The organism is Lederbergia citri (genome assembly GCF_018343625.1).
GTDB classification, from domain to species: Bacteria; Bacillota; Bacilli; order Bacillales; family Bacillaceae_C; genus Lederbergia; species Lederbergia citri.
This window is the reverse complement of sequence record NZ_JAGYPG010000002.1, coordinates 843,553-855,922: the sequence shown is the minus strand read 5'-3', so window position 1 is coordinate 855,922 and position 12,370 is coordinate 843,553. Positions and strand designations below refer to the sequence as shown.

At 37.5% G+C, this 12,370-nt stretch carries 16 protein-coding genes; 10 read left to right on the top strand and 6 right to left on the bottom strand.

Going from position 1 to position 12,370, the window contains the following annotated elements:
* Positions 1-66: 66 nt before the first annotated feature.
* From KHA97_RS12785 to KHA97_RS12770, 4 genes are all read right to left on the bottom strand, one after another.
* Positions 67-456 carry a tautomerase family protein gene (locus KHA97_RS12785; RefSeq protein ID WP_213125109.1) on the bottom strand — a complete coding sequence of 130 codons (390 nt, stop codon included), beginning with the start codon at positions 454-456 and terminating at the stop codon, positions 67-69.
* 82 nt (positions 457-538) lie between these two features.
* A complete protein-coding gene (locus KHA97_RS12780) occupies positions 539-1,321 on the bottom strand; it encodes an ABC transporter permease (protein ID WP_213125108.1) in 783 nt (260 codons plus the stop codon).
* A 5-nt stretch (positions 1,322-1,326) separates the two neighbouring features.
* Positions 1,327-2,130 carry an ABC transporter permease gene (locus KHA97_RS12775; protein WP_213125107.1) on the bottom strand — a complete coding sequence of 268 codons (804 nt, stop codon included), beginning with the start codon at positions 2,128-2,130 and terminating at the stop codon, positions 1,327-1,329.
* The gene (locus tag KHA97_RS12770) at positions 2,127-3,104 is read right to left on the bottom strand and encodes an ABC transporter ATP-binding protein (RefSeq protein WP_233713469.1); all 978 of its coding nucleotides are present in this window, start codon (positions 3,102-3,104) and stop codon (positions 2,127-2,129) included. Before KHA97_RS12770 ends, KHA97_RS12775 begins: the two co-directional genes overlap by 4 nt.
* 129 nt (positions 3,105-3,233) lie before the next feature.
* Between KHA97_RS12770 and KHA97_RS12765 the strand changes: the two genes are divergently transcribed.
* Complete coding sequence (locus KHA97_RS12765; RefSeq protein ID WP_213125106.1) at positions 3,234-3,803, top strand: Uma2 family endonuclease; 570 nt, start codon at positions 3,234-3,236, stop codon at positions 3,801-3,803.
* 40 nt (positions 3,804-3,843) lie between these two features.
* On the opposite strand, the gene KHA97_RS12760 is transcribed toward KHA97_RS12765, so the two are convergent.
* On the bottom strand, positions 3,844-4,419 hold the full coding sequence (locus tag KHA97_RS12760) for a YdcF family protein (RefSeq protein ID WP_233713468.1): 576 nt from the start codon (positions 4,417-4,419) through the stop codon (positions 3,844-3,846).
* Positions 4,420-4,493: 74 nt separating this feature from the next.
* Here KHA97_RS12760 and mobA point away from each other — a divergent pair, with 74 nt between their 5' ends.
* Genes mobA through KHA97_RS12735 form a run of 5 tightly spaced genes read left to right on the top strand, consistent with a single transcriptional unit; the run spans position 4,494 to position 7,599 of the window.
* Entirely contained in the window at positions 4,494-5,078 is a 585-nt protein-coding gene (gene mobA / locus KHA97_RS12755) for a molybdenum cofactor guanylyltransferase (RefSeq protein ID WP_213125105.1), read from the top strand.
* Positions 5,075-5,539, top strand: coding sequence for a molybdenum cofactor biosynthesis protein MoaE (locus KHA97_RS12750; RefSeq protein WP_213125104.1), 465 nt, complete (start codon positions 5,075-5,077; stop codon positions 5,537-5,539). The genes mobA and KHA97_RS12750 overlap by 4 nt, the downstream gene beginning before the upstream one ends.
* Positions 5,532-5,765, top strand: coding sequence for a molybdopterin converting factor subunit 1 (gene moaD, locus KHA97_RS12745; protein WP_213125103.1), 234 nt, complete (start codon positions 5,532-5,534; stop codon positions 5,763-5,765). Before KHA97_RS12750 ends, moaD begins: the two co-directional genes overlap by 8 nt.
* A 5-nt stretch (positions 5,766-5,770) precedes the next feature.
* Entirely contained in the window at positions 5,771-6,787 is a 1,017-nt protein-coding gene (locus tag KHA97_RS12740) for a ThiF family adenylyltransferase (RefSeq protein WP_213125102.1), read from the top strand.
* A 14-nt stretch (positions 6,788-6,801) separates the two neighbouring features.
* On the top strand, positions 6,802-7,599 hold the full coding sequence (locus KHA97_RS12735) for a YhfC family intramembrane metalloprotease (RefSeq protein ID WP_213125101.1): 798 nt from the start codon (positions 6,802-6,804) through the stop codon (positions 7,597-7,599).
* Between the two features lie 22 nt (positions 7,600-7,621).
* On the opposite strand, the gene KHA97_RS12730 is transcribed toward KHA97_RS12735, so the two are convergent.
* The gene (locus tag KHA97_RS12730; RefSeq protein ID WP_213125100.1) at positions 7,622-7,948 is read right to left on the bottom strand and encodes a general stress protein; all 327 of its coding nucleotides are present in this window, start codon (positions 7,946-7,948) and stop codon (positions 7,622-7,624) included.
* A gap of 318 nt (positions 7,949-8,266) precedes the next feature.
* On the opposite strand from KHA97_RS12730, the gene KHA97_RS12725 reads away from it, so the two are divergent.
* The 4 genes from KHA97_RS12725 (at position 8,267) to KHA97_RS12710 (ending at position 12,364) form a co-directional block, all read left to right on the top strand.
* On the top strand, positions 8,267-8,623 hold the full coding sequence (locus KHA97_RS12725) for an MFS transporter (RefSeq protein WP_213125099.1): 357 nt from the start codon (positions 8,267-8,269) through the stop codon (positions 8,621-8,623).
* A gap of 123 nt (positions 8,624-8,746) precedes the next feature.
* Positions 8,747-9,910 (top strand): Gfo/Idh/MocA family protein, encoded by a 1,164-nt coding sequence (locus KHA97_RS12720; RefSeq protein WP_213125098.1) that lies wholly within the window; start codon positions 8,747-8,749, stop codon positions 9,908-9,910.
* A gap of 425 nt (positions 9,911-10,335) precedes the next feature.
* The gene (locus KHA97_RS12715) at positions 10,336-11,478 is read left to right on the top strand and encodes a Gfo/Idh/MocA family protein (protein ID WP_213125097.1); all 1,143 of its coding nucleotides are present in this window, start codon (positions 10,336-10,338) and stop codon (positions 11,476-11,478) included.
* 25 nt (positions 11,479-11,503) lie between these two features.
* Positions 11,504-12,364, top strand: a complete 861-nt coding sequence (locus tag KHA97_RS12710; RefSeq protein ID WP_213125096.1) for a sugar phosphate isomerase/epimerase family protein — start codon at positions 11,504-11,506, stop codon at positions 12,362-12,364.
* Positions 12,365-12,370: the final 6 nt, after the last annotated feature.

The window sequence follows — 12,370 nt, the reverse complement described above, 5'->3', positions numbered from 1 at the left end:
ATATATTACTAAAATTGAACATCATATTTTTTAGAAAAGGAGGTCAGTAAATAACCGCCCTATAGCTTACACATTTACCTCGTAATTTAATACTAACTCGTCGCCAGGTAATCCCCTTATCCCCCAATTATGTTTTGGGGTTTCAAAAATAGTAATCTCAAGATCTTGAGGGGATATTTCTAATTCAGTACTAATACGCTTAAATAGTAGCTTTATTAATCGTTTTTTTGCTTCAACCGTTCTACCTTCAAACATACTAATCTCGATTATGGTATATGCTTCAGTTCTTCCATTTGCAAAATAAAAGTCACTTTTATCCATAGGGAAAAAACGATGGAATTTCTTATCGGAAGGATATTCAAGTGCATCAACCATACAAGAATGAATAACACTTGATATGGTTTCCTTAATTGGATTTAGCTGGTCCTTAACCCCATAAATTTTAATTTGCCCCATATCTAAATCTCCTCCATTAATTAATCAATCTTTCATAAAATCAAGGTGAAGGTCACGGATCTGTAACTTTGATGCTATAAACTCACGAACCCGTCGACCTGTAATGCTTCACACCAAACCGCCAAATTAGTAAACAAGGGAGAATAAAAACAATCCCAGCAATAGGAGCCAACATATAGAGAATTGACTCGCCCTCGCTTCGCCCTAACACATACATTAAAGGCAAGTAGTTTACACATCCAAAGGGAATGACGAACGTAAAAAACTTTGTCACCCATTTATGGTAAATATTCAAAGGATATTGTGCCATTTCTCTTCCGCCATCTGTAAAGATATTTACAACTTCAAGCCCTTGAATTGTCCAAAAACAGAGAGTAGCCGCCAGCATGAAGATGCCTGTAAAAATAAATACACCGCTAACAATCATCAAAATAAGGATACAAGCCTTTACAAAACTCCATTCAATCGATAGATTGCTTAATGCCCACGATAGGACAATGACGCTTTGAATCAATCTTCCTAATCTCGTAAATTCAAATTGTGATCCCATGACTTGAATGATGGTCCCTCTAGGTCGTACAAGTAATCGATCAAAATTTCCATTCCTCACAAGGGAAGAAAACGAATCAAATCCTCGCGCGAAACACTCACTAATGGCAAATGCCATATGAATGACAGCAAAACATAAGGCTACTTCAAAAAATGTCCATCCCTTTATTTGTCCGAATCGTTCAAAGAGGAAATATAACCCGGCAAAGACTGATAAAGGAATGAAAAATTGTCCGAACGATAATAACCAAAATGATGTTCGATACTGCATTTGCGACTTAAATAATATATGAAGATACTTAAAATATAAGCTCACACGTCTCACCCTCCTTGAACGACGACTCTTTGCAATGCTTTTTGAAAAGCCAATCTTCCGAGTAAAACAAGAATAACGAGCCATATAATTTGAAATAGAATTCCAATCAAAGCTTCGTCTTGTTGTATATGACCAGAATAAACTCGAAACGGGAAATCAGCTGTAAAACGAAATGGGAGCATATAAGCGATATTTTGCATCCAAGTTGGCATTAATGGTATCGGAATCGTCAGTCCGGCGAAAAACTCTCCGATCACACTAAACATAAGTAAAGAGCCTACTGGTGACATCGTGATGAAGACAGAGATGTATATAAACATGGAGATGGCTACTAGCAGTAATAAACCTAGGATGATAGCTGATATAAATAATAGAAAGGTAGTGAAGTCTGCAGGCAACGTCATTTTATACGGCTGCGGCAATAAAAACGCAACAATGAGAATTGGAAAGCTGCGAAGAATGGCACTCGATAGACGTTGAGCCAACAATTTTGCATACCAAAAACCGTAGATTCCACAAGGTCTACAAAGCTCATAGGCGATATTTCCAGTTGTAATTAAATCAAATAACTCATTATCACGGAACCAAAGCATGATGAAGGCAAGAAATGCTTGCTGAAGCCAGAGGTATGTAATTAATTCTTTTAACGACATCGGCGGAGTTTGCAGAGCATGTTCGTAAAATGCCTCAAAGATCATAATGTACATAAATCCCCAGAAAAATTGAGTCGCTACACCAGCAAGAGCTGCCGTTCGATATTGCATACCGTTTAGAAGCCTTAACTTCAATACAGAGATATATGCACTCATATTTGGTACTCCTTATATAATTGGATAATAATTTCTTCAATTGGCTGCGAATCAATTGAAAGATCCACGATTTCTACCATGCTCGATAATGTAGAAATGACCTCTGAAACCATGGTTTTCTCCGTATCGACACTTAAAACCGCTCTATCGCTAGTTTGAGAGAGTACAGTTACTCCGTAAATGTCAAAAGGTTGTGATGCTTCTCGATAATCTACCGTCATCATTTTATTAGTTCCAAACTTTTTCCTCAGCTCATTCAGTTTTCCATTGTATAGTAAACTACCTTTTCCGATTAATATCACTCGATCGGCAAGCGCCTCAATATCATTCATATCATGGGTTGTAAGTATGACCGTTACACCTTTTTCTTTATTGATCGTTTTGATAAAATTTCTTACTGCAATTTTGGAAAGAGCATCGAGGCCAATGGTCGGTTCATCTAAAAACAATACACTTGGACTATGCAATAAAGAAGCCGCAATTTCACAACGCATTCGCTGTCCCAAGCTCAATTGTCTTACAGGTGTAGAAATAAGGCTTTGTAGTTCAAGTGTCTCGACAAGTAAATCAACATTTGCTTTATATTCTTGCTGCGGAATTTTATAAATATCACGTAAAAGTTCGAACGAATCCGCAACTGGAACATCCCACCAAAGCTGAGACCGCTGACCGAAAACAACTCCGATATTTTTTACATATGAAACTCGTTCTTTCCAAGGGGTATACCCCATAATTGTGCATCCACCGCTATCGGGTACTAAAATACCGCTCATTACCTTAATCGTCGTAGATTTCCCTGCGCCGTTTGGCCCAATGTAACCAACAATTTCCCCAGGTTCAATTGAAAATGAAATATCATTAAGCGCATGAACAATGGTATGCTCACGATAAAAAAGCGCTTTCAATGAATTTGCAAGTCCAGTTGAGCGCTTTGCAACCTTAAATGATTTACTTATGCCTTCAAGCTTAATCAAGAACGTCCCTCCCTTTAAAAACATAATCGGAAGGAAGATGTTACCACTATATAATATAGCTGTCAATCCATTTTTTAAAAATTTGAAAAATATATGATATAATTTTTTTAATAAGAGAGGAGGATAACCATGGCATTTTACCAAAAAAAACAGGTAACTTTAGATGAATATTTACAAATCCGCGAGAATACAGAAGAGTTATTGGAATACATTGATGGATTTATCTATATGTCACCATCCCCATCGACAAGACATCAACGAATATCTAGAAAGCTTCTAGTTCAATTGGACCGTTTTTTAGAAGGGAAATCTTGTGAAGTTTTTTCGGCACCGTTTGATATTGAACTGAAAAATAACAGAATAGATGGAACAAATATTGTGATACCAGATCTTAGCGTTATTTGTGACAAAAATGGATTAACGGATTCCAGATATATCGGAGTTCCAAATCTTATCATAGAAATCCTTAGTCCATCCAATCAATCACATGATCTAATCACCAAATTAAATATATACATGAATTATGGAGTGCAAGAATACTGGATCGTAAATCCAATGCTACAATCTATTACAGTGTACACCCTTAATGATGAAGGTATGTATGAACAGCATGATATGAAAACGGAGATAGGGCAAATTCAATCTGGGTTATTAGATGGATTTAGTGTTGAATTGAAAGAGATTTTTTCTGACATGTAAAAATCGAGTGTTAGTGATAGGCCAACGCTCGATTTTTTAATTACCTTCCAAAGACCGATGTTTTTAAAAGTGCTAGACGCTCACGAGTCGTTAATTTCCATTCTACGACCTTTGGTGTTTTAGCTGCCACTGCATCTGACTCTAAATCTAGTTGTCTAGCAATTTCTCGGGCGCGAGCAAGATGGTAATCGCTCGTAACGATCGTAACAGAATTAACGGAGGCAGGGAGCAATTTCCTAGAAAATTGAATATTTTCATAGGTTGAAGTCGATGCTGTTTCCAGAATCAAACGATCTTCCTCAATACCATTTTCCATGAGATATCGTTTCATTGCTTCCGCTTCAGTAATATCTTCATCAGGGCCTTGTCCCCCGGATAAAATGAATTTTACCTCAGGATGTTTTTTTGCATAATCTAAAGCGGCTTCGAGCCTATAACGCAACGAAAGTGATGGAATCTCTCCATTCACTTTGGCACCCAGAATAATGGCGTATTCATTTTCTCCATTTGCTGCCGGAAGCTTGCCGGCATACATCCAATTTCCAGTTTTGATCCACATCGTTATGCCAAGTATGGCGAAAGGAAGTATACATATTAAGACCCATTTAAATTTCAACGAAACTCACCTCATAATTAAAGAATATCGGACATTTGAATATTAGTAAATCTATTTTTGAAGGAGGCGAAGGAGTGAAAACGATTATTTTAGCTGGTGGGAAATCAAGCCGTATGGGTGAAAATAAAGCATTAATGATAATAGCAGGAAAACGTTTAATTGATAGGATGATAGAGGAGTTTACTCCTGTTTCAGAAAAAGTCTTCGTCATTGCGAATGATGAGCTTTCAAGAATAAATGATGGTGCGATAATTTTAGAAGATTTCGAGCCTTATAAAGGTGAAGGGCCATTAGCGGGAATTTTAACAGGCTTAACAGCTGCAAAAGAGGGCGCATGTTTCGTTGTTGCCTGTGATATGCCGTTTGCCTCCAGCAAATTAGTGAAGCAACTCGAACAAAAACTGACCGATAAGAAGCTTGATGCAGTTGTTCCAGTAGCCGATGGGCAAATCCATCCTCTATTTGCAGTATATAACGCTCGAATTCAGGACCAAGTGATTGCAACTCTTAAGGAGGGTAAAAGAGCAGTAAAATCATTGCTTGATCGTATAGATGTTGAGTATATTGAAATGGGAAAGTCATTGGAATTCTGGAATATGAACACGAAGGAAGATTACGTAGAAGCAAAAAAGATAATTGAAGGGAACGAGACTCATTGAATTGTGTAATTACGAGGGACCCTATCAAGATAGAGGAAATATACGAGAAAGTGGTGAGAAGGGAAGCAGGAGCTGTCACTACTTTTATCGGAACTGTCCGCGAGCTGACACATGGCCGAAAAACTCTTTATTTGGAATACGAAGCATATGAAGCGATGGCGTTAAAAAAGCTAGAGCAAATTGTAGCGGAAATGAAAGAACGCTGGCCAGAAGTGGAAGCAGCGATTTCACATAGAATTGGGCGCTTAGAAATAAGCGATATAGCTGTTGCAATCGCAGTTTCTTCACCCCATCGCCCTGAAGCATATGAAGCAAATCGCTATGCTATTGAGAGAATCAAAGAAATTGTCCCAATTTGGAAAAAGGAACATTGGGAAGATGGAGAGCAGTGGATCGGTAATCAGCAAGGAACGAAAGAGTATGTTGGTGGAAAACCGGAGGAGGCGGATGTAATTGAATAGCATTTTATTGTTTGCCCATTTAAAGGAGCAAGCTGGGAGTGATTCTCTAGCTTTAGATGTTACCGGTAAAACAGTAAAAGATCTTCGTGAGTATTTAGAGACTGAGGCGAAACTAGGTAGCATGGCCGGAATTATGATTGCCATCAATGAAGAATTTGCCACGGACGAAACGGTCATTAACACTGGGGATGTCATTGCACTCATTCCTCCGGTAAGCGGGGGCTAATTAGGATGGATCGATACTCACGGCAAATTTTATTTAAGAAAATTGGGGAATCTGGACAAAAAGAAATTGCCAAAAAGCATGCTCTTATTCTTGGAGTGGGCGCTCTAGGGACCCATACTTCAGAGACACTTGCTCGAGCTGGTATAAAAAAGCTGACAATTATCGACCGGGATTACGTTGAAATGAGCAATCTTCAGCGACAGCATTTGTTTACAGAAGAAGATGCAATCCATAAATGGCCGAAAGCGGAAGCGGCAAAAAATAGATTGCAGCAAATCAATCATGAAGTTGAAATCGAAGCAATCGTCGCACACGCAGATAGTACTCTTTTAGATAATATCGTAGAGGATGTCGACTTGCTTATCGACGGCACTGATAATTTTGAATCACGCTTTTTATCAAACGATCTTGCGCATAAGTATAATATCCCTTATATTTTCGGTTCATGTGTCGGAAGCTACGGAATGGCCTTCACGATTATTCCAGGATCAACACCTTGTTTGCAGTGTTTGTTGAAAAAAATGCCATTACAAGGGCAGACATGTGATACAGTTGGAATTATTGCACCAACCGTTCAAATGGTTACAGCACATCAAAGTGCGGAAGCGTTGAAAATTTTATCTGGAAATAGTGAGGCAGTCCGAAAAACCTTCGTTTCATTCGATCTTTGGGAAAATGAATACGTTTCTTTTAAAGCGGGTGCACTCAAAAGTAAAGATTGTCTATCTTGTGGGGAAAAACGTACATATCCATTTTTACAAGCGGACTTCAATACGAAAGTGGCTGTTTTATGTGGAAGGGATACAGTACAAATTCGCCCTACAAACGGGGAGCTGCTTGTATTGGAACAACTTGCTGATAGGTGGGGTTCCGCCGGATTTGAAGTTGGAGGAAACCCTTTCTTACTTTCAATCGTAAAAGAAGAAACACGAGTTGTCTTTTTTAAAGATGGCCGCGCTCTTGTTCATGGAACAAAGAGCATCGAGGAGGCAAGAAAAATCTATCATTCTTTATTAGGTTAAGGAAGGGGTATCGTATGGTAAGTTCAGCAACCATTGTTTCAATGATTCTTTCTTTTATCATTGCAGTAGGAACACCGATATTTTTACTTATCTTTTTCAAAAAAAGATACAAGATTTCACTGATTGTATTATTGGTCGGAATGGTAACATTTTTTCTGTTCGCCAATGTTTTAGAAGGACTTCTACATAGTTATATCCTCGTTTGGAATAAATCAACGAAACAATTTTTCGAAAATCCTTGGCTTTTCATGCTGTATGGAGGATTAATGGCGGGGATTTTTGAGGAAACAGGAAGATACATTATGATGAAGTTTGCATTGAAAAAATATCGAAAGTGGAAAGATGGTCTGGCATTTGGACTTGGACATGGTGGGATGGAAGCCATTTTATTAGTCGGAATTAACAGCGTCATGATGATCGTTTTTGCTTTTATGATTAACAATGGAACGTTTGACTCATTGTTAATTAATGAACAAGCTCAAGAAGCATTGAGTCCAATTAAAGAACAATTGACAAGTGGGGCTTCTTTTATTATTTTGTTAGGCGGAATTGAACGCTTAAGTGCGCTAGCCATTCATTTAGGGCTTTCCATTCTCGTATTATATGGAATTCGCTGCCGTAAAATTATTTTTCTATTCTTGGCAATCCTTATTCACGCATACTTTGATTTCCCTGCGGCGCTTTATCAGGCAGGTGTAATTAAAAATATATATGTAGTAGAGTTATTGATAGCGATGATAGCTGCTGGTTCTATTTATTGGGTTGTGAAATCAAGAAAACTATTTACTGATGATAAAAGGGCTGCCGATTAAGTGGCAGCCCTTATGAATCGTATTAATGTTCAGTAGATGCGACTATGACTACTTGTCCTTGATCGAGAACTTTTTCATATTGTTCCGCTTCAGCTTCCGTTAAGCCGACTGCTTCGAATTTAGCCCGGAGCTCGTCCCCTCTCTTGCGGAAAACATTGCTCACCGTATCAAGAACACCTAATTCTCCCACTCCTACTGTTCCGGTATCTGTAACGTCCGTCAAATCCTTTGAACGTTCTTCATCATGGGCAAATAAATAAATATCATTGTGCTCAAAGCCCTGTGCAGTCAATTCATTGATGATGTTTTTTGCCTCTAGACCATTCTCGCAAACTCTGACGGTATTCATATATTACATCTCCTTTTCTAGTAAATGAATGGACATTATTTATATAACCGGATAGATTCTAAATGAAACATATAATCATTATCTCCCGTTCATTTTTGTACAGGGGTCAAAATAGCTTGCTTGTTGAATCTCTTCCATTGACTTTATGCCGAAGTGGAGGAAGGTCTTAAGTAAAGATTTCTGATTTTCTCTACACACGAGCTATTGATTTGGAAGAGGTAAAGTATTTTCTGTTTTAGTAAAAATTGTGCATTATTATAAAATGTTTTATACTCTATAATTTTAATATCTGCTGAAGGCCAAACTTTTGCAGTTAAAGTGAATAAAAAGTACCCAATTTTACTTTTCTTAATGATCATTCTTAATGCTAGGCTTATCGGAGTTATGATCGTTCTATTTTTTGCAGTCTCTAGTATAGGAATTGGTGGAACTACAAGCCTTTTATTGGCGATGCAAAATGGCTCACCGCTCGGATTAATCTCCTTTCTATTAGGGTCTATGACAGCTCCTCTAGTAGGATTAGGAAATGAAAATTCCGCTTTACCAATGGGGATAGTGATTGTTGTTTGCCAATTAATAGCACTTTCTTCTTACATATTTTTAATCCACCGGAAAATAAAGCATTCAACTTTTGCAAAAAGTGAAAACTTTTTAGCTTATTCAAGTATTTTATAATATATTTTTCAAGGCATTTTCAGTTAACTTTTTTAGTGAATATAATCATATTCAGGAAATGTTTTGTAAGGAATTAAGATTGTAGACTAGATATATAGTGGTAAATCCTAAGGGGGTTATATGATGAGTGAAGTGAAAATTGGCATTTTAGGAATGGGAAATATGGGATCAGGTCATGCGAAAAATATTTTGGAGAGTAACGCTACAGGAGCTGTACTAGCTGCTGTATGCGATGAAAGGGTTGAACGGCTAAAATGGGTAAAAGAGACATTTGGCGAGAAGATTCAGCTTTTTTCTTCAGTAGAAGACTTCTTTGCAAATGCTAATGTGGATGGAGTAATAATCGCTACTCCACATTTTAATCATCCGAAGCTTGCCATTAAAGCCTTTGAACGTGGTTTACATGTACTTTGTGAAAAACCAGCTGGTGTTTATACGAAAGATGTAAGACAAATGAACGAAGCAGCAAAGAAAAGTGGAAAAGTTTTTAGTATGATGTTTAATCAACGGACGAATCCTCTTTATCAAAAGGTAAGAGAGCTAATTTTGTCCGGCGAGCTTGGTGATATTAAGCGGACAAATTGGATTATTACCGATTGGTACCGTTCCCAAAGCTATTACAATTCTGGAGGCTGGCGTGCGACATGGGCAGGTGAAGGTGGAGGAGTAATGATTAACCAATCCCCACACCAGCTTGATCTTTGGCAATGGACAACCGGTTTAATGCCAAAGCGAGTTAGAGCATTTTGCGGCTTTGGAAAATACCATGACATTGAAGTTGAAGATGATGTAACGGCATACGTAGAATATGAAAATGGAGCAACAGGCTTGTTTATTACTTCTACTGGTGAAACTCCTGGAACAAATCGTTTTGAGATTACTGGTGACCGAGGAAAAATTGTTGTAGAAGATAATAAATTAACATTCTGGAAACTGCTTCAATCTGAACGTCAATTCAATCGTGAGTATCAAGGTGGGTTCGGTGAACCAGAATGTTGGAAAATTGATATCCCTGTAAAAGGTGAAGGAACCCATCATTTAGGTATTTTAAATAATTGGGTAGATGCGATTTTAAATGGTATAGAACTTCTAGCTCCTGGAGAAGAAGGTATTAATAGTCTAGCGATTACGAATGCCGTTTATCTATCGAGCTGGACAGATAACTGGGTCGAAATGCCAATTGATGAAGACCTATATTATCAAAAGCTTCAGGAAAAAATAAAGGAATCCACATTTGTAAAACCAGAAATAGAAATTAAAACATTGAATATGAGCGTGACTTTTTAATAAGACGGGAGCGAATTTTTTAAAAGATAATAAAGTATATTATTTGGGGTTTGCCACGGTCATTTGAGCCGTGGTATTTTCATTTAATGGAGACAAAAATTTTTAACGGTATTTTTTTAGACAAACACTAACATTGAGAAGCATTCAACGGTGCTAAAACTCACCTTAGAGTTAAAAATGGAGTTTAAAATAGAGAGTATAACTTAAGGAATCTTGATTTTTCCCAAGTGTGGTCTATTTATATGAAAGAGGTAAAATATTTTCTGTTTGAGTAAAAATTGTGCATTATTTTATAATGTTTTTTTTTCTATAATTTAAGTATCTATTGAAGGTGTATTCGTTATGCTAGTTTAGTTGAAAGCGCTTTATATTAGGAACCAGGAATTATAGCTACATTTTAAATAAAGATAGAGGAGTTGAGGTAAGTGGAGAAAGTAAAATTAGGGATTATCGGTCTTGGGCAACAAGGTGGTGCATATGCGGGTTTTATAAAAGAGGGACGTGTATCCAATATAGAAATTGGTGCTATTTGCGACAATCATCCAGAAAAGCGTCAAAAAGCGAAGGAAGAATATCCAGATATACCTTTTTACGAAGATTATGTCGAAATGTTGGAGAGTGGTGATGTAGATGCGATTGTCACATGTGTACCACATTATCTTCACCCTGAAATAGGAATAGAAGCATTAAAGCGCAATATACATACACTTCTTGAAAAACCTGCAGGCGTGTATGCTAAGCAGGTGAAAGAGATCAATGAATTTTCAAAAACAAAACCGGAATTAACTTACGCCATTATGTTTAATCAGAGAACAAATGAACTTTATCAAAAAATAAAAGAAATCATTGATAATGGAGAAATTGGTGCTATTCGCCGTACTAATTGGATTATTACTACGTGGTGGCGTCCGCAAGGTTACTATGACCAAGGATCTTGGAGAGCAACTTGGGATGGCGAAGGCGGGGGAGTACTAGTTAACCAGGCGCCACATCAAATCGATTTATTGCAATGGATATGCGGAATGCCGGAAAAAGTATATACGAAAGCACAATACGGATATCAACGCAATATTCCTGTGGAAGATGATGTCACAACCATTTTGGATTATGGAAATGGGGCAACAGGTGTATTTATCACTTGTACACATGATGTAATGGGGACAGATCGTTTAGAAATTCATGGGGACAAAGGAAAAATTGTTGTTGATGACAGTAAGAAAGTGACGATTAAACGACTACTCAAGCCAGAAAAAGAAATGAGCGCTACGATGACCATGCATGATGTCATGAAACTGTATCAGGGTGATGGACCGGGTGCGATCTATGAAGAAGAAGTGCTAGAATTTGCGAGTGTCTGGGGTGCACAGCATATAGCGGTACTTGAGAATTTTGCTGCGAATATCCTTAATGGAACTCCGTTAATTGCTCCAGGAACTGATGGAATATACGGCGTAGAATTAGCAAATGCGATGCATCTATCAAGCTGGTTAAATCGAGAAGTTACACTTCCAATTGACGAGGAATTGTATTTAGAAGAATTAAATAAAAGGAGACAACAGGAAAAATAAAATTCTAATAATGGAGGTTCTTACCGTGGTAAAAGGAAAAATAGGCGTTCAAATGATGATGTTGAAAGACAAAGTGGCCGAATTGGGTGCATACGAAACAATGCTCAAAGTTCATGAGCTCGGCTATCAATCAGTTGAAGTTTCGCAAATTCCGATGACTAAAGAAAATGTGAAAGAATTAAAACGTGCGAGTGACGATTTTAATATAGACATAACTGCTATCAGCGCGCCACTTGAACCGATGATGCCGGGGCAGCAACAAGAAAATTTAACAGATGATTTTGAAAAAATCGTTTCGGATTGCAGAGCATTAGATTGTCAATTTATCCGGATTGGAATGCTCCCATTCACAATCATGGGTGACAAGGAAAAAATCATGAATTTTATCCAGAGTGCAGAAGAGATGGCCCATAAATTACAAGAGTATGATATCGAATTATATTATCATACTCATCATATTGAGTTTCAACGCTATGACGGAAAATTTCTTTTAGATCTGATGAAAGAAAATACGATAAAGCTCGGTTTTGAGTTAGATGTTCACTGGATCCATCGTGCGGGAGTAGATCCAGTCGATTTTATTAAACAATATAAAGATCGCGTAAAGTTGATCCATTTGAAAGATTATCGAATTGGAGATTTACATTTAACAGACGAAGATTTCAAGGATATGAAAAACTTTTTCTTTAAGTTTACTAATCTCATAGAATTCGCTGAAGTCGGTGCAGGAAATCTAAATATGAAAGCAATTATTGAAGCGAGCATCATCGCCGGGGCAAAACATTTCTTAGTGGAACAAGATGATACGTACGGAAGGGATCCATTCGATTGTTTAAGAGACTCCGCAAATAATTTAAAAGAAATGGGATATGCTGATTGGTTTTGATACAAT